Consider the following 23806-nt stretch of genomic DNA (forward strand, 5'->3'; position numbering starts at 1 on the left):
TCATCTCAACCGAGAGGCGCATTCTACAGCAGCCTCTGTTGCTGTCAAGTGGTTATTTTCAGAAGCTTTCAAAGAATCCTTTGCAACTTCAACCACTTGCGCTTTCGATCTCTCGTCAGCGGGAGGCGGATTCTACAGCGTTACACACTGCTGTCAACACCTCTTTTTCAACTTCCTTTCGACTTCGATGACCTGAAGCAACTTGCTGCCGAAAACTGCGTAACTCTTTGTTTACCAAGGAGTTTTCCGTTTCGACTGCGCCGGAAGTGGGGCGAATTATAGACAGATAAAATCCGCCGTCAACCCCTTATTTCAGCTTTATTCGGATTTGAGCGTAATGCGAGCAAATGCCTTCTTGCCAGCCTGGCAAACGTGGGTCGCGCCCAGTACGTATATAAAGGAGCGATCAACCACCTCGCCATCGATACGCACACCACCCGAACCCAGCAGATCACGAGCCACCGCCGAGTTCTTCACCAACCCTGCTTTATTAAGGACAGCCGCAATAGGCATATCCTCGGCAGCGAACAGCTCGATCTCAGGCAAATCATCCGGCAACTCGCCTTCCTTCATGCGATTACCCGCCGCACGATGAGCGTTCGCCGCAGCCTCTTCACCATGGAAGCGCGCAACGATCTCTTCAGCCAGCTTGATCTTGATGTCCCGCGGATTCGCGCCCGCCTCGACATCCGCGCGCAAGGCATCGATGTCATCCATCGAACGGAAGCTGAGCAATTCGAAATAGCGCCACATCAGCACATCCGGAATCGACACCAGCTTGCCGTACATGACGCCCGGCGCCTCCTGGATACCGACGTAGTTGCCCAGGGACTTGGACATCTTCTTCACGCCATCCAGACCTTCAAGCAGAGGCATGGTCAAAATGCACTGAGCTTCCTGACCATAGCTGCGCTGCAACTCACGCCCCATCAGCAGGTTGAACTTCTGGTCCGTGCCGCCCAACTCGACGTCCGCGCGCAACGCCACCGAGTCATAGCCCTGAACCAGCGGATACAGGAACTCATGAATAGCGATAGGCTGGTTGGTCGAGTAACGCTTGTTGAAGTCATCGCGCTCGAGCATGCGAGCCACGGTGTACTGCGAGGTCAGGCGAATGAAGTCCGCCGGCCCCATTTGATCCATCCAGGTGGAGTTGAACGCCACCTCGGTCTTGGCCGGATCAAGGATCTTGAATACCTGAGTCTTGTAGGTCTCGGCATTCTCGAGAACCTGCTCGCGAGTCAACGGCGGACGCGTAGCACTCTTGCCGCTCGGATCACCGATCATCCCGGTGAAGTCACCAATCAGGAAGATGACCTGATGCCCCAGATCCTGGAACTGACGCAGCTTATTAATAAGCACCGTATGACCCAGGTGCAGATCCGGCGCGGTCGGATCGAAGCCAGCCTTAATACGCAGCGGCTGGCCGCGCTTGAGCTTCTCGACCAGCTCGGACTCGACCAACAATTCTTCCGCACCACGTTTGATCAGCGCTAGCTGCTCTTCAACCGACTTCATAACCAACCTGCAAGGCTCAGATTCAAAGGGAACCAACCATACAAGATCGCGCACCAAATACAAGTTTTGCCCGGCGCACGGGCATCAATCCACGAACAGAGCATCCGCGGCTTGCTTAAAAGGCGATTTGGTTATATTTTATACAGTTATTTCATCTTCATCTTGTTATTCATTTTTTCCATATCATCTTTTCCAAAGTCAAATTACCTATGACCACAGAACCGTCTAAAGCGCCTCCGCTTTATCCGAAGACTCACCTGCTCGCGGCAAGTGGCATTGCCGCCCTGCTCAGCCTGGCACTCCTGGTGTTTCCATCCAGTGACGTCGAAGCCAAAAAGACAACCCTGAACCTTGAACTGGAAAGCCCTGTTGAACAACTGACACAAGATCAAGACGCTGCTGACGCCGTTCAAGCCACAAACGACCCCGTACAATCTCCCTTCGCTCAGATTGAAAACAGCATCGACGACACCCCGCAGACGGCTCAAGCCGCCCCGGCACCAGTGATTGAAGAAAAGAAAAGCCCCAGCCACAAGGAAGTCATAGTCGCCAAAGGTGACACGCTTTCCACGCTGTTTGAAAAAGTAGGCCTGCCCTCCACGCTGGCGAGCGAAATCCTGGCCAGCGACAAGCAAGCCAAGCAGTTCACCCGGCTTAAACGCGGCCAGAAGCTCGAGTTCGAACTCGACCCCGACGGCCAGCTCACCCAGCTGCACAGCAAGGTCAGCGATCTTGACAGCATCAGCCTGAGCAAGAACGCCAAGGGCTATACCTTCAGCCGCACCACGGCCAAGCCAACCGTGCGCTCCGCCTATGTGCACGGCGTGATCAACAGCTCGCTGTCGCAGTCCGCCGCTCGCGCAGGCCTGTCCCATAGCCTGACCATGGACATGGCCAGCGTGTTTGGCTACGACGTCGACTTTGCCCAGGACATTCGCCAGGGCGACGAATTCGATGTGATCTACGAACAGAAAGTCGTCAACGGCAAAGCCGTCGGCAACGGCCCGATCCTGTCCGCCCGCTTCACTAACCGCGGCAAGACCTACACCGCCGTGCGCTACACCAACAAGCAAGGCAACAGCAGCTACTACACCGCCGATGGCAACAGCATGCGCAAGGCGTTCATTCGCACGCCGGTGGACTTCGCCCGTATTAGCTCGCGTTTCTCCATGGGACGCAAGCATCCAATTCTGAACAAAATACGCGCCCACAAAGGCGTCGATTACGCCGCCCCTCGTGGCACGCCGATCAAGGCGGCCGGCGACGGTAAAGTGCTGCTGGCTGGCCGTCGCGGTGGATACGGCAATACCGTGATCATCCAGCACGGCAATTCCTACCAGACCCTGTACGGCCACATGCAAGGCTTCGCCAAAGGCGTGAAGACCGGCGGTAGCGTCAAGCAGGGCCAGGTGATCGGTTACATCGGCACCACCGGCCTCTCGACCGGTCCGCACCTGCACTATGAGTTCCAGGTCAACGGCGTTCACGTCGACCCTCTGGGCCAGAAGCTGCCGATGGCAGACCCGATCGCCAAGAACGAACGTGCGCGCTTCCTGCAACAGAGCCAGCCGCTGATGGCGCGCATGGATCAAGAAAAGGCCACGATGCTGGCTTCGAGCAAGCGCTAAGCCATGGCGCTCTATATAGGCGTGATGTCCGGTACCAGCCTTGACGGCCTGGACATTGCGCTGATCGAGCAAACAACGGCGATCAGGCTGATCGCCACGCACTACATCCCGATGCCCGACTCCCTGCGCACCGAGCTGCTCGGCTTGTGTGCCAGCGGGCCCGACGAGATTGCCCGCTCCGCGATTGCCCAGCAGCACTGGGTCGCACTGGCCGCCCAGGGCATCAATGCCCTCCTGACCGATCAACAGCTCAGCGCCGCTGATATCCGGGCCATCGGCAGCCACGGCCAGACCATTCGTCACGAGCCGGCGCGGGGCTTTACCGTTCAGATCGGTAACCCTGCCCAGCTCACCGAATTGACCGGTATCACCGTCGTCAGTGACTTCCGTAGCCGCGATGTGGCGGCTGGCGGGCAAGGCGCCCCCCTCGTTCCGGCCTTTCATGAAGCCTTGTTTGAACAACGCGGGGGCAACCGTGCGGTTCTGAACGTGGGCGGCTTCAGCAACCTGAGCCTGATCGAGACTGCCAAGCCGGTCTCGGGCTTTGACTGTGGCCCCGGGAATGTCCTGCTGGACGCCTGGATCCATCAGCAACGCAACGAAACGTTCGACCGCGATGGCCAATGGGCGGCGAGCGGCACAGTCGAGCCGACCTTGCTCAAAGCCTTGCTCAGTGACCCGTTCTTCCTGACCAAGGGCCCGAAAAGCACCGGCCGCGAAGTGTTCAACCTGCACTGGCTGACACAGCACCTGGCACGACTTCCCGTGTTCGCAGCGCAAGACGTGCAAGCCACCTTGCTGGAATTGACTGCACTGACCATCGTCGAGTCTCTACAAGCGGCACAGGCCGACACGCAGGAACTGCTGGTGTGCGGCGGCGGCGCCCATAACACGACGCTGATGGCTCGCCTCGCCAGCCTGCTGCCCAATGCCCAGGTCGACAGTACTGCCGCTTACGGCGTAGATCCGGACTGGGTCGAAGCCATGGCCTTCGCCTGGCTGGCCCACTGCTGCCTCGAAAGCATTCCGGCCAACCGTCCAAGCGTCACCGGCGCACGCGGTCTGCGGGTGCTTGGCGCCATCTATCCCGCCTGAACAGCAGACAGCAAAACGCCGCATGGCCGTGAAGCCATGCGGCGCTGAGTACCGCTGATACTGCCCGGATCGATCAGATCGAGAACGAAGAACCGCAGCCACAGGTCGTGGTCGCGTTCGGGTTCTTGATCACAAACCGCGAACCTTCCAGACCTTCCTGATAATCCACCTCGGCACCGGCCAGGTACTGATAGCTCATCGGATCGACGACCAGGCTGACACCCTCGCGCTCGACGATGGTGTCGTCATCAGCCACTTCTTCATCGAAGGTAAAGCCGTACTGAAACCCTGAACAACCGCCGCCCGTAACGAATACGCGCAGCTTCAAGCGATCATTACCCTCTTCATCGACCAGGCTCTTCACCTTGTGCGCGGCACCGTGGGTGAATTGCAAAGCCGTGGGGGTGAAGGATTCGACGCTCATGCTGACTATCTCCCGGCGTTACGCCGCCATAATGCGTGATGACGCGCATTATCCGCTTCTCCCAGAAAATCGGTCAACTATTCTAGGAGCAGCGGCAAGCTACAAATACTGAGCTGCAAGCTTGTAGCTTCAAGCTTGCAGCTTATGGCTGTTCTTACGGCAACATCCCGGCGTGAGACAGCCCCAGTCGCTCATCCAGGCCAAACAGGATGTTTAGGTTCTGCACCGCCTGACCGGACGCGCCCTTGACCAGGTTGTCAATCACCGACAGGACCACCACCAGATCGCCATCCTGTGGACGGTGAACCGCAATTCGGCAAACGTTGGCACCCCGCACGCTACGGGTTTCCGGATGGCTGCCGGCCGGCATGACATCGACGAACGGCTCGTTGGCATAACGCTTTTCAAACAGCGCCTGCAAGTCCACCGAACGGTCGACAACGGTGGCATAGAGCGTGGAGTGGATACCGCGAATCATTGGTGTCAGGTGCGGAACGAAGGTCAGCCCCACGTCTTTACCCGCCGCGCGGCGCAGGCCCTGGCGAATTTCAGGCAGGTGACGATGCCCTTTTACCGCGTAGGCCTTCATGCTTTCCGAAGTCTCGGAGTACAGCGAACCGACGGCCGCGCCACGACCGGCACCGCTGACGCCGGATTTACAGTCAGCGATCAGGCGCGTGGTATCGGCCAGACCGGCTTCGAGCAAGGGCAAAAAACCCAATTGCGTGGCGGTCGGGTAGCACCCTGGCACAGCAATCAGGCGAGCCTGCTTGATCTGCTCACGATTGACTTCCGGCAGGCCGTAAACAGCCTCCTCCAGCAGTTCTGGCGCACCGTGCGGCTGGTTGTACCACTTGGCCCACTCATCGGCGTCCTGCAGGCGGAAGTCGGCCGACAGGTCGATGACCTTGGTCCCGGCCGCGAGCAATTCGCCCGCCAACGCGTGAGCCACACCATGGGGCGTGGCGAAGAACACCACGTCGCAAGCACCCAGGGTCTTGACGTCCGGAACGCTGAACGCCAGGCCGTCGTAGTGACCGCGCAGGTTCGGGTACATGTCGGCAACGGCCAGGCCGGCCTCGGATCGGGAAGTGATCACGACCACTTCTGCTTGCGGATGCTGTGCCAACAGACGCAGCAATTCGACACCGGTGTAACCCGTGCCGCCGACGATACCGACCTTGACCATAAACCTGCCCTCAACGAACCCACTGGAAAGCCGTCGATGATAGGGTGCGCCCGGGCCTGCGACAACCGTCAAGGTGACGTACGGAGGCTCAAGCCTCTACTATCTCGTTACCGTGAACCTGGGAACAACTAAAAATGCTTTATCTGTGGCTCAAAGTTTTTCACATCATCAGTGTCGTCTGTTGGTTTGCCGGCCTGTTTTACTTGCCGCGCCTGTTCGTTTACCACGCCCAAAGCGAGGACAGCATCAGCAAGGAGCGCTTCAGCGTCATGGAGCGCAAGCTGTATCGGGGGATCATGGGGCCGGCGATGATTGCCACGCTGATCTTCGGCGGCTGGCTGATCAGCCTCAATCCCGGTGCCTACTTCGCTCAGGGCGGCTGGATGCATGCCAAACTGACGCTGGTGGTGCTACTGATTGGCTTCCACCATATGTGCGGCGCGCAGGTGAAGCGTTTTGCCCGTGGCGAGAACACCCGCAGCCATGTCTTCTATCGCTGGTTCAATGAAGTCCCGGTTCTGATGTTACTGGCTATTGTAATTCTGGTCGTCGTACGGCCGTTCTAAACCTACAGGTCACATTCACTCGGGGTACTTCCAATGTCGCTGCCCGCTTTGCTCGAACAACAGTTGCGCCTGCCTGTCGTGGCCGCGCCCATGTTCCTGATTTCCAACCCTCAGTTGGTACTCGCCTGCTGCCGCAATGGCGTGGTCGGCAGCTTTCCTGCGCTTAACCAGCGTGAAAGCAGCGGCTTCAAGGCGTGGCTGGAGGAGATCGAGGCGGGACTGGCGTTATTGGAGAACCCGGCGCCCTATGCCGTAAACCTGATCGTTCACCACAGTAATCCGCGACTGGAAGCGGACCTGAAGATCTGCATCGAGCACAAAGTGCCCATCGTGATCACCAGCCTGGGCGCGGTGAAGGAATTGGTTGATGCGGTGCATAGCTACGGCGGCCTGGTATTTCACGACGTGACGACCCGTCGTCATGCCGAGAAGGCGGCCGAAGCCGGTGTCGATGGCCTGATCGCTGTTGCCGCAGGCGCCGGTGGTCACGCCGGTACCTGGAGCCCGTTCTCGCTGATCGCCGAGATCCGCCAGTTCTTCGACAAAACCCTGCTGCTGGCCGGCTGCCTGAACCACGGCCATGAGATTCTCGCCGCGCAACTGCTCGGGGCGGATCTGGCCTACTTTGGCACACGTTTTATCGGCACCACTGAAAGTCATGCACCCGAAGCTTACAAAGCGATGCTGCTGTCTTCCAGAGCCGCCGACATTGTCCATACGCCAGCGGTATCCGGCGTTCCAGCCAGCTTCATGCGTCAAAGCCTGCTCAACGCCGGTTTTGATATCGATGCGCTGCAAGGCAAGGGTGAAATCAACTTCGGCGCCAAGCTCAAGCCTGTGAGCGATGAAGCGAAAGCCTGGAAAACCGTCTGGTCGGCCGGCCAGGGTGTCGGTGAGATCGACGACCTGCCAAGCGTTGATGAGCTGGTCGCCCGGCTGGATGCCGAGTACCGCGAGGCTCAGGCATTCGCCGCCCGGCTACCCAATCGCTGGCCGCGTTAACGTAAACCTCGGGCCAGCCGGTTCCGGCTGGCCTAAACTGCCCTGCACTACCCCCCAGACGCGTGACAAGGAAGCCCAGGCATGAGCGAAAACCGTTTCAAGATTGTCTTCGACGGAGCCCTGCTGCCAGGGGTCGACATCACCACGGCCAAACTCAACCTCGCGGCGCTCTTCAAAAGCGACGTCACCGCCATCGATCGGCTCTTCACCGGCAACCCCGTGACACTCAAGCGCGACCTGTCCCAGGCGGACGCTCATACCTATCTCAATGCGCTGTCGAAAACCGGCATTGATGCGCGTATCGAAGCCGAACCGGCCATCGAGCTCAACCTGACCGACGTCCAGCCACCCCCTGCCAGCCCTGTGGCGCCAGTCGCGCCCGAGCGTGATGCGTCTCCTTATGCACCTCCCCGTGCTCCAGTGGGTGAGGCCTTGCCAGCGTTTTCCGAACTCAAGGTGTTCAGCGTCCAGGGACGAATCGGTCGCCTGCGTTATCTCGCCTGGTCCCTGGCCGCCCTAATGATCATTGGTGCCGTTGCCGGCACCCTCGGATTAGGGTTGCTGGCCGACGATCAACGGGTGTTGGGCGCACTTGTTTGTGTCGTCGCCTTGCTGGCTTACTTCTATGTGAATATCACCATCAGCGTGCAACGCTTGCACGACCTGGGGTGGTCAGGCTGGTTGTGGTTCTTGAATCTGGTACCGTTTGTGGGCGGCCTTTTTCCGTTGGCGCTGGCAGTCATCCCGGGCAATGACGGAGCTAACCGCTACGGCCCTCCACAGCCACCCAACAGCACCGCCGTCAAAGTGCTGAGCGCGCTGTGGCTGGTTGTGATTGTGCTGACCGTTGTCGGCGCGCTGGCTGGGGGCCTCGCCGGCCTGTCCGAAGAATATGAAAACGCCCTGGGCAGCCGCTACGAAAGTAGCCCGTTGACTGACAAGGTTGAAGCAGACGGCGCGGCGCAAGCCCCCCTGCCCCCTGTAGACTATGAGAAAGAATAAACGCGCTTGATACCTGTGACCTCTCTGTCCACAGGCCGCGAGCCGTTGCGATGGAGAACTGCATGACCCGTTACGCTCTGATCACTGGTGCTTCCAGCGGCATTGGCCTGGCCATGGCCGAAGCACTGGCGCGTCGTGGCCGCAGCCTGATACTGGTGGCCCGCCAACGTGATCAGCTTGAAAGCATCGCGATCGAACTGACCCAGCGCTTTGGCGTCGAGGTGCTGTTTCGCGCCTGCGACCTGGGCGAGCCACTGCGCCTGTCCGGCTTTCTGCTGGAGCTCGAAGAAGGTGATCGACAGATCGACCTGTTGGTCAACTGCGCCGGCATCGGTACCTGCGGCCCGTTTCTCGCACAGGACTGGATGACCGAGCAGGACCTGATCGAAGTGAACATTCTGGCCCTGACCCGCCTGTGCCATGCCATCGGCAACAGCATGGCCTTGCAGGGTGGCGGGCAGATTCTCAACGTGGCCTCCGTGGCCGCCTTCAACCCGGGCCCGTGGATGAGCACCTACTACGCCAGCAAGGCCTATGTGCTGCACTTCTCGGAAGGTTTGCGGGTAGAACTGAAAAAATGCGCGGTCAAGGTCTCGGTACTGTGTCCCGGCCCGACCCGTACGGCATTCTTCCGCACCGCCCAGCTCGACGACAACAAGCTCGGCAACAGCAAGCTGTTGATGAGCCCCGAGGAAGTGGCGCTGTACACGGTACGAGCCCTGGAGAAAAACCGCGCCATTATCATCCCCGGTCGCCGCAATCGCTGGGTCGCCTTCCTGCCGCGCCTGGGTTCGCGCTGGCTCACGCGAACCATCGTGGGCATGATCAACAAGGCCTATTGCCCGCGCTGAACTCGATCACCGTAAAAGGCTGGGCGCGAGTACATCCCCTTCAGTACACTCAGCCCGGCCCATCAACATGGAGAAACAGCTGTGGATACTCTGTTCACCAAGATCATCAACAGAGAAATACCTGCCAAGATCATTTACGAGGATGACCAGGTTCTGGCCTTCCACGACATCGCCCCACAGGCCCCCGTGCATTTTCTGGTCGTCCCGAAAAAGCCGGTTCGTACCCTCAACGACCTCACCGAGGACGACAAGGCACTGGCCGGACACATTCTGTTCACCGCCCAACGCCTGGCACTGGAACTGGGCTGCGAAGAAGGTTTTCGCGTGGTGATGAACTGCAATCAGCTGGGCGGGCAAACCGTCTACCACATCCATATGCACGTACTGGGTCAGCGCCAGATGCACTGGCCGCCGGGCTGATTTGCGGACCGGCTCGGATTTTCCGTGGTGAGGGAGCAAGCTCCCTCGCCACAAAACCAGTATCTGCCAATGCCTGGTGGTCTTCTGCAATGACCCAGCGCAAACCATCACCGGCCGATTGCGGTAAACTGGCCACCGAGATTCTTCCCGGAGGTCAGCATGACTACCCAACGTCACTACTCGCCCATTGACCGTCTTCTGTTGCAAGCCGACACCGCGATGCGCACTTTGCTGCCTTTCAGTGGCCAGCCTTATCGCCCTTCGCCCGCCATCCTGCAGCCCGATGCGAAAATGAGCGACGAAGACACCCGTCACGTCGCCGGCCTGATGCGCATCAACCATACCGGTGAAGTCTGCGCCCAGGCGCTGTACCAGGGGCAGGCCCTGACCGCCAAGCTGCCGCGAGTGCGAGCTGCCATGGAGCATGCGGCGGAAGAAGAGATCGATCACCTGGTGTGGTGCGAACAGCGCATCCATCAGCTCGGCAGCCACACCAGCATCCTCAACCCGTTGTTCTACGGCATGTCGTTCGGCATTGGTGCCGTCGCCGGGTTGATCAGCGATAAAGTCAGCCTCGGTTTCGTCGCCGCGACGGAAGACCAGGTGTGCAAGCACTTGAACGAACACCTGGAACAACTGCCCGCCGAGGACGAGAAGTCCCGGGCCATTCTTGAGCAGATGCGCATCGACGAAGAACAGCATGCGGAAAGTGCGCTGGATGCCGGTGGCTTTCGCTTCCCCGCACCGGTGAAATTCGGCATGAGCCTGCTGGCCAAGGTCATGACCAAGAGCACCTACCGCATCTGATTCCGTCAATTGACGAACACAAAAAAGGGCGCTGATTCAGCGCCCTTTCCTTTTGCTCGAACCTTCTCTACTTCAAGAGTCAGCTCGGCATGTTGCGCGCGTAGAAGATCTCGAGCATTTCGTGTTTCACACGCTCGGTCACCTGAGCACGCTGCTCCGTCGACAGGTTGCTGGTGGCGTCGCCGAACAGGTAGTTATCCAGTTCGAAGTCCTTGAGCAGCATCTTGGTGTGGAACATGTTTTCCTGGTACACGTTCACGTCGGTCATCTGGTAACCGTCGCGGGTATCATCGGAAAGGTAGTTCTGGATCGAGTTGATCTCGTGATCGATGAAGTGCTTCTTGCCTTCGACATCACGGGTAAAGCCACGAACGCGGTAATCCACGGTGACGATATCCGACTCGAACTGGTGAATCAGGAAGTTGAGCGCCTTAAGCGGTGAAATGACCCCGCACGTCGACACGTCGATATCCACACGGAAGGTTGCAATACCGTCCACCGGATGGATTTCCGGGTAGGTATGCACCGTGATGTGGCTCTTGTCGAGGTGGGCCAGGATGATTTCGGGTATCGGACCCGGCGACTCTTCGATCTGGCTCTCGGTGGGTGTCACCGGTTCCTCGGAGATCAGAATGGTCACGCTGGCGCCTTGGGGATCGTAATCCTGACGGGCGATGTTCAGGATGTTGGCACCAATGATATCGACAACTTCCGTGAGGATCTGCGTGAGACGTTCGGCGTCGTACATCTGGTTGATGTATTCGACATACGCCTGCTGGTCTTGCGGGGTTTCCGCGTAGCAGATGTCATAGATGTTGAAGCTCAAGGTCTTTGTCAGGTTATTGAACCCATGGAGCTTGAGTTTGCTTTTCACCGTTTAAAAACTCTCTGTGTATGCGGCCCGGCCGCGTGATCAAGCATGCCCGTCAGATGCGAACAACGCACCTGCGTAGGACGGTTAACACCTCTTCGCGATGGCGATTTTGGTTGTCTGTTCGGGTGGGTGACCTGTCGACCGACCGATCACTGCCCTGAAAAAAGTGGCGCATTATGCAGACCTGGGCCAGTGATCGCCAGAGTCTGCACTGCTTTTATGATAGTTGAATGTCGATTCAACCCAACTCGATGATTTCGTAGTCGTGGGTGATGGCAACGCCGGCCGCACCGAGCATGATCGAGGCCGAGCAATACTTCTCGGCCGACAGCTCGATAGCGCGTTTGACCTGGGCTTCTTTCAGCGCCCGGCCCTTGACCACAAAATGCATATGGATTTTGGTGAAGACTTTCGGATCTTCAGTCGCGCGCTCGGCTTCCAGGAACGCTTCGCAACTCTCCACGGCCTGGCGAGACTTTTTCAGAATGCTGACCACGTCGAAGTTGCTGCAACCACCGACACCGAGCAGGAGCATTTCCATCGGCCGAACGCCCAGGTTACGACCACCAGCCTCGGGCGGACCGTCCATGACCACGACGTGACCGCTGCCGGATTCACCGAGGAACATGGCTTCGCCAGCCCATTGGATGCGTGCCTTCATCGCCCAGACTCCACTGTAAAAAAAGGGTCGCCAGCTTAGCACAGGGCCTTCGATTGACAGCCGCCAGCTTGAGCGCCTACACGACGCCATCGCGATTGATAAATTCTCGAATAACGACGGAATGCGTCTGGTAAGCTGGCGCCAAATCACTGACGCCCGACCCGCCTTTGCGCGACCGTCATCCGCGGCACATAAAAAAAACACACCACACCGTGAAGTCTTTTCGGGATACAACCATGGTTGCTGTTACCCCAACACCCAAAATCAAGAACCTCGACAAACTGTTGATGCATTGCCAGCGCCGTCGGTACCAGGCCAAGAGCAACATCATTTGCGCCGGCGATCGTTCCGACACCTTGTTCTTCATCATCAAGGGTTCAGTGACCATCCTGATCGAGGATGATGACGGGCGGGAAATGATCATCGCCTACCTCAACGCAGGGGACTTCTTCGGGGAACTGGGGCTGTTCGAGCAAGCAGGCCATGAGCAGGAACGCAGTGCCTGGGTTCGCGCCAAGGTCGAGTGCGAAGTGGCCGAGATCAGCTACTGCAAATTCCGCGAGTTGTCCCAGCAAGATCCGGACATTCTGTACGTGCTCAGCGGTCAGATTGCCCAACGCCTGCGCAATACCACGCGCAAGGTCGGCGACCTGGCGTTCTTCGACGTCACGGGCCGCGTCGCCCGCTGCCTGCTGGAGTTGTGCAAGCAACCCGACGCCATGACCCACCCTGACGGCATGCAGATCAAAGTCACCCGCCAGGAAATCGGGCGCATCGTCGGTTGCTCGCGGGAAATGGTCGGACGCGTGCTCAAGGACCTGGAAGAGCGCAATCTGGTCGACGTCAAAGGTAAAACCATGGTCGTGTTCGGCACCCGTTAAGCCGGCAGCATCTCGGCCAGCATCTCCCGGTACAGACTGTCCAGACGCTCGACCGCATGGGGCGCGGCGAAGTGTTCGTGCAGGGCGATATGACTCTGCGCCCGCACCCGCTGCTCCAGGCCGCAGACTTCGTTGAAGCGGTTTACCGCCGCCACCATCGACTCGCGTTCGTCGTCCAGCAACAATGCCCCATGCACCAACCCGACCGGACGTTGCCCGCCCTTGCTCTGGCGCCAGCGCTGAGCCGTACCGACCATCTTGCGCCCGTCTAGATTGACGTTGAAACGCCCGTCACAGAAAGCGCCTTCGACTTCACCCAGCGATGCATGGCCACCCAATTCCGTCAGCAACTGGCAAATCGGATCGCACAACCGCCGATAAGCCGTTTCGATACGCCCATGATCCCCTTCACTGCGCGGCGGCGCGTAGACCAGTGCGATGTTGATGGTCGCCGCCGACTGCGGCACCGGTTCACCACCGGTTTCGCGCAGCAGCACCGGCCAGCCATTCGCCGCCGACGCCTGGCATGCCACGTCGAACCCCGGCAAGCGACTCAAGCGCCTGGGCATGACCAGCGCACGATCACTCGGCTGCCAAAACAACAAGCCGAACTCCTGGGCGCCGGCACACACCGTCGCCAACAGGTCCTGCTCAGCTTGCAGTCCGGCTTCGACGGTCAAGGCAATGGGTTGAGTCATGGCAGTGAGAATCCTTGTCTGTGGCTACAAAAAAGCCGGCATTGCCGGCTTCTTGATTGAGTCAGGTTCAGTCGAGTGTAGAGCCGCTGACGGGCACGCCACGCTCCGGAAAGAACAAGCGCTGCAGTTCCGCGCCCGGATTCTCGGCGCGCATGAAGGCTTCGCCCACCAGGAACGAGTACACCTCGCTGATTTCCATCAGCTCGACATCGGCGCGGTTGAGGATGCCACTTTCGGTGATGACCAGGCGATCACGCGGGATGCGCGGCAACAGGTCGAGGGTAGTTTCCAGGCTGACGTCAAAGGTGTGCAGGTTGCGGTTGTTCACCCCGACCAACGGAGTATCGAGCACTTTCAATGCCCGCTCCAGCTCATCACCGTCGTGGACTTCCACCAGCACGTCGAGCCCCACGCCTTTGGCGACAGAGGCCAGTTCGGCCATTTTCACATCGTCCAGCGCGGCAACGATCAGCAGTACGCAATCGGCGCCCAGTGCGCGGGCTTCAACGATCTGGTACGGATCGATCATGAAATCCTTGCGGATGACCGGCAGCTTGCACGCGGCGCGAGCCTGTTGCAGGTAGATGTCCGCGCCCTGGAAGTAGTCGATATCGGTGAGCACCGACAAGCAGGTCGCGCCGCCCTTCTCATAGCTGCGGGCAATCTCTGCCGGTACGAAATTCTCGCGAATCACGCCCTTGCTGGGTGAAGCCTTCTTGATTTCGGCAATCACCGCTGGCTGCTTGAGCCTGGCCTGGGCCAGCAACGCCTGGGCAAAACCACGAGGCGCGTCCGCGGCCTTGGCCAGCACTTCGACCTCGGCCAGTGTCACGCGCGCGCTGCGCTCGGCCACTTCCTCAACCTTGCGGGCGAGAATCTTTTCCAGCACCGTCGGTACACTCATGCCTCATTCTCCACTCTGAATACCGCGGTAAACGCACCCAATTCTTCAAGTTTTTCTCGTGCCAGCCCCGTATGCAGAGCGTCGTGAGCCAGGGCCACGCCTTCTCTCAGGCTGCTGGCATGATCAGCGGCGTACAGCGCGGCACCGGCATTGAGCACGATCATTTCCGCGGCTTTCTGACCGTTTTCGGTTTTGCGACGCCCCAGCGCATCGCGAATCAGCTCCAGCGAGGCTGCCGGGCTTTCCACCGCCAGACCATGCAGGCTCTGACTCTTCATGCCCAAATCCTCTGGTTCGACCCAGTACTCGCTGATCCGGTCGTCTTTCAGTTCCGCGACAAAGGTCGGGGCTGCCAGGCTGAACTCGTCCAGGCCGTCCTTCGAATGCACCACCAGCACATGTTTACTGCCCAGGCGTTGCAAGACCTCGGCCAACGGCCGGCACAATGCCTGACTGAACACACCCACGACCTGGTGCTTCACACCGGCCGGATTCGTAAGCGGGCCGAGCATGTTGAACAGCGTGCGCAGACCCAGATCGCGGCGTGGACCTGCGGCGTATTTCATCGCACTGTGATGGGATTGGGCAAACATGAAACCAATACCAACGTTGTCGATGCAGCGTGCCACTTGCACAGGCGTCAGGTTCAGGTAGATCCCGGCTGCCTCCAGCAGGTCGGCGCTGCCGCTCTTGCCGGAGACCGCACGGTTACCATGCTTGGCAACGGTGCAACCGGCCGCGGCCACCACAAAGGAGGACGCGGTCGACACGTTGAAGATGTTCGCCCCGTCGCCGCCCGTACCCACCACATCGACAACGCCGTCGAGGGTTTTCAGCTCGACCTTGTCTGCCAGCTCGCGCATGACCGATACCGCACCCACGATCTCGTCGATGCTCTCGCTCTTCATCCGCATGGCCATCATGAACGCGCCAATCTGCGCATCCGAGCATTGCCCGGTCATGATTTCGCGCATCACATCGCGCATTTCCTCAGTGCTCAGGTCCAGATGGCCGACGATACGGCTCAGGGCAGTCTTGATATCCATGGAAAGTCCTTAGCGCGTGCCGCCGGTTTGTTTGAGGAAGTTGGCAAACAGTTCATGACCCTGCTCGGTGAGAATCGACTCAGGGTGGAATTGCACCCCTTCGATGTTCAAGGTCTTGTGGCGCAGGCCCATGATTTCATCGACCGAGCCATCTTCGAGCTGGGTCCAGGCGGTCAGTTCCAGGCAGTCGGGCAGGGTTTCGCGTTTGACAATCAACGAATGATAACGGGTAACGGTCAGCGGACGGTTAAGCCCGGCGAACACACCCTTGTCCTCGTGGAATACCGGACTAGTCTTACCGTGCATCACTTGGCGGGCCCGTACCACGTCACCACCAAACGCCTGGCCGATGGACTGATGCCCCAAGCAGACACCGAGGATTGGCAGCTTGCCGGCGAAATACTTGATGGCTTCGATCGACACGCCGGCTTCGGTTGGGGTGCATGGGCCGGGGGACACCACGATACGCTCAGGCTTGAGCGCTTCGAGCTGGGCAATGGTGAGCTCGTCGTTGCGCACGACCTTGACCTCGGCGCCTAGCTCGCCAAGGTATTGCACAACGTTGTAGGTAAAGGAGTCGTAGTTATCAATCATCAGCAACATGGCTGGAACCTCTTGAATTCACTGACTTTTAAGACAGCCTTCGAATGATTGACCCGCAGTCGCGCTACACACGGTCAGTTGCTGGCATTCAGCAACAGCGGTCGTTCATACGGGTAAAGAAGGCAAAACGGTACAGGTCCGGCCAGGCCGGCAGAGAAAGTTCAGGCGCGCCAACGCCAACGGGCGTGTGCCTTGACGACTTGATCCAGGAGTTTGCTGACGATCAACACGGGGAAGGTCTCATTCATACGTTCCAGCACAGTAACTTAGCTGAGCAGAGGGTGCAATATGGCGCAGCGCACGCAACAGAGGCGGCCTTTGGCCATAGCAAAAGCGCAAAAGTTTTTGGTACTGTCGTTTCGTTCAATACAACAATAAATAAACGGACTTGATCATGATCAAACAGACGCTGATTGTACCGCTGGCGGGTTGTCTTCTTGCGATGGCCTGCGCCCAGGCGAATGCCGCCCCAACCCCGTACTCGAACTTCATTGTATTTGGCGACAGCCTCAACGACGCGGGGCAATTTGCCGACCCGGGCGGCCCGGCAGGTGCGACACAGCGCTTCACCAACCGCACAGGCCCGACTTACAAGGACGGCACCGGGGAAGAGCGCTCCGCCAACTCGACACAGTTGCTGGGGGGCAAACTGGGGTTTTCCGCCGACGACACGGCGGCCTCGACCTCGGCCACCCGTGCCAGCCAGGGCCTGCCAGACGGCAACAACTGGGCCGTTGGCGGCTACCGTACTGACCAGATCCTTGACTCGATCACCAGCACATCAAGCGCCGGCGAGCGCACCAAGCCTGGCTATCTACCGGCCAACGGCTTTCGCGCCGACCCGAACGCGCTCTACTACCTCTCCGGTGGCGGTAACGATTTCCTTCAAGGCCGGGTACTCAATCCAGCACAGGCCAGTGCCGCCGCTGATCGACTGGTCGACAGCGTGCAAACCCTGCAAGGTGCAGGCGCCAAGTACATCATGGTCTGGTTGCTGCCAGACATTGGCCTGACGCCGGCCATCAACGGTAGCCCGCTGCAAGCCTTTACTTCCCAGCTCAGCGCCCAGTTCAACAGCGAGCTGGTGCGGCAACTGCAAACCGTCGACGCCGAGGTCATTCCCCTCAATATTCCAGTGCTGCTCAATGAGGCCTTTGCCGATCCGGCGCAGTTCGGCCTGGCCACCGACCAGAACCTCACCGCCACCTGCTTCAGCGGCAGCGGCTGCACGGAAAACGCCACATACGGTATCAACAGTGCCACCCCCGATCCCAGCAAGCTGATCTACAACGACTCGGTTCACCCGACCGAAGCCGGACAGCGCCTGATTGCCGACTATGCCTACTCCCTGCTGGCGGCACCTTGGGAGCTGACACTGTTGCCAGAAATGGCCCACGGGACACTGCGCGCGCATCAGGATGAATTGCGTAACCAATGGCAAGCGGACTGGGAAAACTGGCAAGGCGTTGGCCAATGGCGAGCCATCGTCGCCGGCGGTGGCCAGCATCTGGATTTTGACGGCCAGAACAGCGCCGTCAGTGGTGACGGCAATGGCTACAACCTGAACATCGGTGGCAGCTATCGCCTTAACGACGCGTGGCGCGTAGGCGTCGCGGCCGGCTTCTATCGCCAGGACCTGGAGGCCGGCAACAACGATTCGGACTACAAGCTCAACACCTACATGGGCACCGCATTCGCCCAGTACCAGCAAAACCGCTGGTGGGCCGATGGCGCCCTGACCGCCGGGCACCTGGACTATGACAGCCTCAAACGCAAGTTCGACCTGGGCGCCAACCAGCGAGGAGAGAAAGGAGACACCGACGGTACAGTGCTGGCGGCCAGCGGCCGAATCGGTTACGACATCGCGCAACAGGCAAGCAGCCCATGGCACCTGTCGCCGTTCGTCAGCGCTGACTTTGCCAAGGTCGAAGTCGATGGTTATTCGGAGGACGGTAACGACGCCACGGCCCTGACCTACGACGACCAGAAACGTAACTCAAGACGCCTGGGTATCGGTCTGCAAGGCAAGTATCAGTTCACCCCGCAAACCCAGGTGTACGGCGAGTACGCCAACGAACGCGAGTATGAAGACGACACTCAGGACGTGACCATGAACCTCAACAGCCTCCCGGACAACCATTACACCCTGGAAGGCTATACCCCGCAGTCCCATACCAACCGCCTGAACCTGGGCGTCAGCCATAAACTGACCGCCGACCTGGCGTTGCGTGCCGGCTACAACATCCGCAAGGATGATGACTTCACCCAGCAAGCCATCAACGTAGGACTCGCACTGGACTTCTGAAGCGTCGGGCAATAAAAAACGCTGCCTCCTCACGGGGGCAGCGTTTTTTAATGCCTCGGATTTTGTGGCGAGGGAGCAAGCTCGCTCGCCACAGGATCAGCCTTGCGGTGTTTGTTCGGCCAGGGCCACGGCACGGAACATCGCGCGGCGCTTGTTCAGGGTTTCTTCCCATTCCAGCGCAGGCACAGAATCGGCAACGATGCCGCCACCCGCTTGCACATGAAGCTCGCCGTTCTTGATCACGGCGGTACGAATGGCAATGGCAGTGTCCATGTTGCCGTTCCAGGCGAAATAACCCACCGCGCCGCCGTAGACACCCCGCTTGACCGGTTCCAGTTCGTCGATGATTTCCATCGCCCGAATCTTCGGTGCGCCCGACAGGGTGCCGGCCGGCAGAATCGCCCGCAGCGCGTCCATTGCCGTCAAGCCGGCTTTCAGCTGCCCGGTGACATTGGACACGATGTGCATCACGTTGGAATAACGCTCGATCACCATTTTCTCGGTGAGTTTCACCGAGCCAATTTCCGAGACGCGGCCGGTGTCGTTACGGCCCAGGTCAATCAGCATCAGGTGCTCGGCGATTTCCTTGTCATCCGACAGCAGGTCTTCTTCCAGCGCCCGATCCGCTTCCTCGTTGGCGCCCCGTGGGCGAGTGCCAGCAATCGGGCGCACGGTGATCAGGTTGTCTTCGACCCGCACCAGCACTTCCGGTGAACTGCCAACGACGTGGAAGTCGCCGAAGTTGAAGAAGTACATATAAGGCGTCGGATTGAAGCAACGCAGCGCACGGTACAGATCGATCGGCGCGGCCTTGAAGTCGATGGACATCCGTTGCGACGGCACCACTTGCATACAGTCACCGGCGAGGATGTACTCCTTGATGGTGTCCACCGCACGCTCGTAATCATCCTGGGTGAAGCTGGAGCGGAACACCGGGTCCGCTGCCTGCTGCTGGCTGAAATCCAGGCCACGGCGCGGGGTAATCGGCTGACGGAGCTTTTCCAGCAGCTCTTCAAGTCGCGCCTGGCCTTGCTCAAAGGCGTTTTCCTGCGAAGGATCCGCCAGCACGATCGCGTGCATCTTGCCGGCGAGGTTGTCGAACACCACCACCGCGTCGGACACCATCAGCAGGATATCCGGCACCCCCAGCGGATCCGGGTTCGGGCACTTGCCCAGGCGCTTCTCCACGTAACGTACGCAGTCGTAACCGAAGTAGCCCACCAGACCACCGTTGAAGCGCGGCAAACCGGCGATGGTCGGCACGTTGTAACGGGCCTTGAACGTTTCGACGAACGCCAGCGGGTCTTCGACATCGTGGCTTTCCACCTCAACGCCATCAACGGTCACGCTGACATGGTGATCATGCACCCGCAGCACCGTGCGGCACGGCAGGCCGATGATCGAGTAACGGCCCCATTTCTCTCCGCCCTGTACCGATTCCAGCAGGTAGGAATTGGGCTGATCGGCCAGTTTCAGGTAGATCGACAGTGGTGTATCGAAGTCGGCAAGGGTTTCGCAGGCCAGCGGGATACGGTTGTAGCCGGCAGCGGCCAAACGCAGGAATTCTTCGCGGATCATGAGGTGCCTCGTGGCGTGAGGGTCAAACAGTCAGGTGTGCAAACGCGCCGGATAGCCGGCCAGGATCACGTCAGGCGCGCCAACGCCAGCGGGCCAGGGCCTTGATGACTTTCATCCAGAGTTTGCGAGTGACCACCACGATGGAATTTCCAGGAGGGGATTGAACAGCGTCGGGCAACGTTATCTCAGCAGCCGGGTCCAGGCAACCGGGAATTAGCGTGCGCAGATCGTCGATCACCAGTGCCGGTGATTCTTCGGCAATCGGCCGGCCATGGTTATAGCCGTAGCTCAACGCCACACACTGTACGCCCGCCGCCTTGGCCGCCTGCACGTCGCTGCGCGAGTCACCGATGAACAAGGATTGCGAGGCCGGGACGTTGGCCATTTTCATCACGAAAAACAGCGCGGCCGGATCGGGCTTTTTCTGCGGCAGGGTGTCACCGCCAATGATCCACTTGAAGTAGCGGCCGATTTTCATCTGGTCCAGCAGTGGCGCGACAAAGCGCTCCGGCTTGTTGGTGATCAACGCCATCTCGACGCCCTGTTTGTACAACCACTTCAGGGTGTCGCGTACGCCGGGGTAGACCACCGTCAACTCATGGCCGTCCGCGTAGGCCTCCATGAAAATCGCCAGGGCGTGCTCGGCCTCGCCATCATCGACGCGGCTGTGGTCGATACTGCCCGCCAGCGCGCGCCGCACCAGCACCGGCGCACCGTTGCCAACCCACTCGCGCACCGCGGCCAGACCGGCCGGTTCACGCCCCAGTTTGAGCAGCATGTTATCCACAGCCACTGCCAGGTCCGGGACCGAATCGATCAAAGTGCCATCCAGATCGAACATCACCAACCGCGGCAGGCGCCCCGGGAACAGCTGCTCAAACCCGCTCATGGGCGAGCCAGAGCCAGTTCGGAGCGCATCTTCTCAATCACTTCCTGGTAGTTCGGCGCGTTGAAGATCGCAGAACCGGCCACGAAAGTATCGGCACCTGCCGCCGCGATTTCACGGATGTTATTCACGTTCACGCCACCGTCGATTTCCAGGCGGATATCACGGCCCGATGCGTCGATCAGTGCACGAGCCTCACGCAGCTTGTCGAGGGTCGCTGGAATGAACGTCTGCCCGCCGAAGCCTGGGTTGACGCTCATCAGCAGGATCATGTCGACCTTGTCCATCACGTACTTGAGCACGTCCAGCGGGGTCGCCGGGTTGAACACCAGGCCCGCCTTGCAACCGCCTTCGCGGATCATTTGCAGGGAACGGTCGACGTGGGTCGAGGCGTCCGGGTGGAAGGTGATGTAGGTCGCGCCAGCTTCGATGAAGTCACCGATGATGCGGTCTACCGGGGAGACCATCAGGTGCGCGTCGATCGGCGCGGTCACGCCATACTTGCGCAAAGCCGAGCAGACCATCGGCCCGATGGTCAGGTTTGGCACATAGTGGTTGTCCATGACATCGAAGTGAACGATGTCGGCACCCGCGGCCAGAACGTTGTCCACTTCTTCGCCCAGGCGGGCGAAGTCGGCGGAGAGAATCGACGGAGCAATTGCGAAGGGCTGCATGACGCACCTTTTTTGAGCAGGATCACGATGGCGCGCATTGTATACCTCATGCTTTGACGCGCACACCGTGAGTGCAATGATCAGTAGGCAGCCCGGTAAATCTTCTCGATATCGACAGCACTCAACTGGCGCGGATTGTTGCGCATCAATCGCTCGATTCCCGCGGCCTCCACGGCCATCGCCGGGATCGCGTCCTCCGGCACCCCGAAACTGCGCAAGCCTTGAGGGATCTCCACTGCGGCACAGAGTCGCGCCATGGCCTCAACCGCCTGGTCCGCCGCGTCCTGAACACTCAAGTGCGCCGTCTTCACGCCAAATGCCTCGGCGATGTCCTGCATACGCTCCACACAGGCCATCTTGTTCCAGGTCATGACATGGGGCAGCAACAGGGCATTACTCACGCCGTGGGCAATATTGAAACGCCCGCCCAGCGGATACGCCAGGGCATGCACCGCGCCGACACCCGCGTTGCCGAAGGCCATGCCGGCCATCAGGCTGGCGGTGGCCATGTCTTCACGGGCCTGCAGGTTCGAGGCGTTGGCATAGGCCTTGGGCAACGCATTGGCGATCAACCTGATCGCGCCAATGGCCAACGCGTCGGTAATCGGCGATGCGTTGACCGACAGATAGGACTCCACCGCATGCACCAGCGCATCAATACCGCTGGCGGCGGTCACGCTGCGCGGGCAGGTCAAAGTCATCTGCGGACTGACCAGGGCCACATCGGGTAACAGGTAATCGCTGACGATGCCTTTTTTGAGTTGCGCCACCTTGTCGGAAAGGATCGCCACATTGGTGACTTCCGATCCGGTACCGGCGGTGGTCGGGATGGCGATCAGCGGCGGGCCCTTGCGTGGTACCTGATCGACACCGAACAGATCCTCAAGCGCCCCGTGATAACCGGCGTAGGCCGCCACGCTTTTGGCGATGTCGATGGCACTGCCGCCACCCAGGCCGATCAGGCCGTCATGCCCGCCTTCACGGTAGACGCGCATGCAGTCTTCGACGATGGCGATTTCCGGGTCGGGTAGCACCCGGTCGAAAATCTCGAAAGTACGCCCGCCCAATTGGGCCAGCGCCAGCTCTACCGTACCGGATTTGACCAGTGCAGCATCGGTGACAATCAGTGGGTGATCGACATCCAGGCGGGTCAACTCAGCGGCCAGCTGCTCGATGGCGCTCGCGCCGGTGAGCAGTTTGTGAGCGATTTTGAAAGAGGAAAGACTCATGTGCGCAGCCTCTTATAGATAGGGGAGCTGGGCACAATAGTAGCTATGGATTCGGGTTTGTCTGTTATTCAGCCAGTGAATGGGCGGATGTCCTGCTACCCGTGGCGAGGGAGCATGCTCCCTCGCCACAAAGCAATCCGTCAGGCCTGGGCCGTGCGCAATTTCTCGCTACGCCCACGCAACCATTCCAAGGTCAGCAACAGGATCACCGAGAAGGCGATCAGCAGCGTCGCGGCGGCGGCGATGGTCGGGCTGAGGTTTTCGCGGATGCCGCTGAACATCTGCCGTGGCAAGGTCGCTTGCTCGGGGCCAGCGAGGAACAGTGTCACCACTACCTCATCGAACGAGGTGGCGAAGGCAAACAGTGCCCCGGAGATCACGCCAGGCGCGATCAGTGGCAAGGTCACCCGACGGAATGCCGTCAGTGGCGAAGCCCCCAGGCTGGCCGCTGCACGCACCAGGTTGTGGTTGAATCCCTGCAAGGTGGCCGACACCGTGATGATCACGAACGGTACACCCAGCACCGCATGCACTACGATCAGCGAGAAGAAACTGTTGCCCAGGCCCAGTGGAGCAAAGAACAGGTAGCTCGCCACACCGATGATTACCACCGGCACCACCATGGGCGAAATCACCAGCGCCATCACTAGCGCTTTGCCGGGGAAGTCACCACGGGTCAGGCCGATCGCCGCCAGCGTACCGAAGACCATCGCCAGAACGGTGGCCGCCGGAGCAACGATGATGCTGTTCTTCAACGCCCGCATCCATTCGGCGGAGGCGAAGAAGTCCTGATACCAATGCAACGAGAAACCTTGCAGCGGATACACCAGGAAACTCCCCGAGTTGAACGACAACGGGATGATGACCAGCACCGGCAGAATCAGGAACAACAGGATCAGCCCGCAGAGAATGCGCAAGCTGTAGAACCACACCCGCTCGACGGGCGACATATACGGACTCAGCAT

The 23806-nt window shown here is 59.6% G+C and carries 24 protein-coding genes and 1 pseudogene; 11 read left to right on the forward strand and 14 right to left on the reverse strand.

Features of this window, described 5'->3' with window-relative positions; all coding sequences use genetic code 11:
* Positions 1-196, forward strand: a pseudogene (locus CKW07_RS25550) (hypothetical protein); the annotation flags it as partial.
* Between the two features lie 122 nt (positions 197-318).
* On the opposite strand, the gene tyrS reads toward CKW07_RS25550, so the two are convergent.
* The gene (gene tyrS / locus CKW07_RS23170) at positions 319-1518 is read right to left on the reverse strand and encodes a tyrosine--tRNA ligase (RefSeq protein ID WP_095147221.1); all 1200 of its coding nucleotides are present in this window, start codon (positions 1516-1518) and stop codon (positions 319-321) included.
* 209 nt (positions 1519-1727) lie between these two features.
* Between tyrS and CKW07_RS23175 the strand changes: the two genes are divergently transcribed.
* Both CKW07_RS23175 and CKW07_RS23180 read left to right on the forward strand, forming a co-directional pair.
* Positions 1728-3146, forward strand: coding sequence for a peptidoglycan DD-metalloendopeptidase family protein (locus CKW07_RS23175; protein ID WP_095147222.1), 1419 nt, complete (start codon positions 1728-1730; stop codon positions 3144-3146).
* A 3-nt stretch (positions 3147-3149) separates the two neighbouring features.
* Entirely contained in the window at positions 3150-4241 is a 1092-nt protein-coding gene (locus tag CKW07_RS23180) for an anhydro-N-acetylmuramic acid kinase (protein ID WP_095147223.1), read from the forward strand.
* A 73-nt stretch (positions 4242-4314) separates the two neighbouring features.
* Here the strand turns inward: CKW07_RS23180 and erpA are convergent, their stop codons facing one another.
* Entirely contained in the window at positions 4315-4665 is a 351-nt protein-coding gene (gene erpA, locus CKW07_RS23185; protein WP_027617200.1) for an iron-sulfur cluster insertion protein ErpA, read from the reverse strand.
* Between the two features lie 154 nt (positions 4666-4819).
* Positions 4820-5854 carry an N-acetyl-gamma-glutamyl-phosphate reductase gene (gene argC, locus CKW07_RS23190; protein WP_095082986.1) on the reverse strand — a complete coding sequence of 345 codons (1035 nt, stop codon included), beginning with the start codon at positions 5852-5854 and terminating at the stop codon, positions 4820-4822.
* A 134-nt stretch (positions 5855-5988) separates the two neighbouring features.
* Here argC and hemJ point away from each other — a divergent pair, with 134 nt between their 5' ends.
* From hemJ to coq7, 6 genes are all read left to right on the forward strand, one after another.
* A complete protein-coding gene (hemJ, locus tag CKW07_RS23195) occupies positions 5989-6420 on the forward strand; it encodes a protoporphyrinogen oxidase HemJ (protein WP_095147224.1) in 432 nt (143 codons plus the stop codon).
* 33 nt (positions 6421-6453) lie between these two features.
* On the forward strand, positions 6454-7422 hold the full coding sequence (locus CKW07_RS23200) for a nitronate monooxygenase family protein (RefSeq protein WP_095147225.1): 969 nt from the start codon (positions 6454-6456) through the stop codon (positions 7420-7422).
* An 81-nt stretch (positions 7423-7503) separates the two neighbouring features.
* Positions 7504-8424 (forward strand): DUF805 domain-containing protein, encoded by a 921-nt coding sequence (locus CKW07_RS23205; RefSeq protein WP_095147226.1) that lies wholly within the window; start codon positions 7504-7506, stop codon positions 8422-8424.
* Between the two features lie 62 nt (positions 8425-8486).
* Entirely contained in the window at positions 8487-9275 is a 789-nt protein-coding gene (locus tag CKW07_RS23210; RefSeq protein ID WP_095147227.1) for an SDR family oxidoreductase, read from the forward strand.
* An 81-nt stretch (positions 9276-9356) separates the two neighbouring features.
* Positions 9357-9695, forward strand: coding sequence for a histidine triad nucleotide-binding protein (locus tag CKW07_RS23215; RefSeq protein WP_095082976.1), 339 nt, complete (start codon positions 9357-9359; stop codon positions 9693-9695).
* A gap of 159 nt (positions 9696-9854) precedes the next feature.
* On the forward strand, positions 9855-10502 hold the full coding sequence (gene coq7 / locus CKW07_RS23220; protein WP_095147228.1) for a 2-polyprenyl-3-methyl-6-methoxy-1,4-benzoquinone monooxygenase: 648 nt from the start codon (positions 9855-9857) through the stop codon (positions 10500-10502).
* 79 nt (positions 10503-10581) lie between these two features.
* Here the strand turns inward: coq7 and speD are convergent, their stop codons facing one another.
* Positions 10582-11376: an adenosylmethionine decarboxylase gene (gene speD / locus CKW07_RS23225; RefSeq protein ID WP_095147229.1), complete on the reverse strand. Its 795-nt coding sequence runs from the start codon at positions 11374-11376 to the stop codon at positions 10582-10584.
* A 238-nt stretch (positions 11377-11614) separates the two neighbouring features.
* Positions 11615-12037, reverse strand: coding sequence for an OsmC family protein (locus tag CKW07_RS23230; protein WP_005792019.1), 423 nt, complete (start codon positions 12035-12037; stop codon positions 11615-11617).
* A gap of 236 nt (positions 12038-12273) precedes the next feature.
* Here CKW07_RS23230 and crp point away from each other — a divergent pair, with 236 nt between their 5' ends.
* Entirely contained in the window at positions 12274-12918 is a 645-nt protein-coding gene (gene crp / locus CKW07_RS23235) for a cAMP-activated global transcriptional regulator CRP (RefSeq protein ID WP_095082968.1), read from the forward strand.
* Here crp and CKW07_RS23240 read toward each other — a convergent pair.
* The 4 genes from CKW07_RS23240 to CKW07_RS23255 all read right to left on the reverse strand — a co-directional run bounded on the left by CKW07_RS23240 (position 12915) and on the right by CKW07_RS23255 (position 16169).
* Positions 12915-13616, reverse strand: coding sequence for a lipoate--protein ligase family protein (locus CKW07_RS23240; RefSeq protein WP_095147230.1), 702 nt, complete (start codon positions 13614-13616; stop codon positions 12915-12917). The two genes, crp and CKW07_RS23240, sit on opposite strands and share 4 nt — an antisense overlap.
* A 67-nt stretch (positions 13617-13683) precedes the next feature.
* A complete protein-coding gene (gene trpC, locus CKW07_RS23245) occupies positions 13684-14520 on the reverse strand; it encodes an indole-3-glycerol phosphate synthase TrpC (RefSeq protein ID WP_095147231.1) in 837 nt (278 codons plus the stop codon).
* Complete coding sequence (trpD, locus tag CKW07_RS23250) at positions 14517-15566, reverse strand: anthranilate phosphoribosyltransferase (RefSeq protein WP_095147232.1); 1050 nt, start codon at positions 15564-15566, stop codon at positions 14517-14519. Before trpD ends, trpC begins: the two co-directional genes overlap by 4 nt.
* A gap of 9 nt (positions 15567-15575) precedes the next feature.
* A complete protein-coding gene (locus CKW07_RS23255; RefSeq protein ID WP_095147233.1) occupies positions 15576-16169 on the reverse strand; it encodes an aminodeoxychorismate/anthranilate synthase component II in 594 nt (197 codons plus the stop codon).
* A 394-nt stretch (positions 16170-16563) separates the two neighbouring features.
* On the opposite strand from CKW07_RS23255, the gene estP reads away from it, so the two are divergent.
* On the forward strand, positions 16564-18474 hold the full coding sequence (gene estP, locus CKW07_RS23260) for an esterase EstP (RefSeq protein ID WP_095147234.1): 1911 nt from the start codon (positions 16564-16566) through the stop codon (positions 18472-18474).
* Positions 18475-18570: 96 nt separating this feature from the next.
* Here the strand turns inward: estP and trpE are convergent, their stop codons facing one another.
* From trpE to CKW07_RS23285, 5 genes are all read right to left on the reverse strand, one after another.
* Positions 18571-20052 (reverse strand): anthranilate synthase component I, encoded by a 1482-nt coding sequence (gene trpE, locus CKW07_RS23265; protein ID WP_095147235.1) that lies wholly within the window; start codon positions 20050-20052, stop codon positions 18571-18573.
* Between the two features lie 70 nt (positions 20053-20122).
* Entirely contained in the window at positions 20123-20941 is an 819-nt protein-coding gene (locus tag CKW07_RS23270; protein WP_095147236.1) for a phosphoglycolate phosphatase, read from the reverse strand.
* Positions 20938-21612: a ribulose-phosphate 3-epimerase gene (rpe, locus tag CKW07_RS23275; protein WP_095082952.1), complete on the reverse strand. Its 675-nt coding sequence runs from the start codon at positions 21610-21612 to the stop codon at positions 20938-20940. Before rpe ends, CKW07_RS23270 begins: the two co-directional genes overlap by 4 nt.
* Before the next feature lie 80 nt (positions 21613-21692).
* On the reverse strand, positions 21693-22841 hold the full coding sequence (locus tag CKW07_RS23280; RefSeq protein ID WP_095147237.1) for an iron-containing alcohol dehydrogenase: 1149 nt from the start codon (positions 22839-22841) through the stop codon (positions 21693-21695).
* A 140-nt stretch (positions 22842-22981) separates the two neighbouring features.
* On the reverse strand, positions 22982-23806 hold the full coding sequence (locus CKW07_RS23285) for an ABC transporter permease (protein ID WP_095147238.1): 825 nt from the start codon (positions 23804-23806) through the stop codon (positions 22982-22984).

The sequence above is a fragment of the Pseudomonas sp. Irchel s3b6 genome (genome assembly GCF_900187415.1).
Classification (GTDB): Bacteria; Pseudomonadota; Gammaproteobacteria; order Pseudomonadales; family Pseudomonadaceae; genus Aquipseudomonas.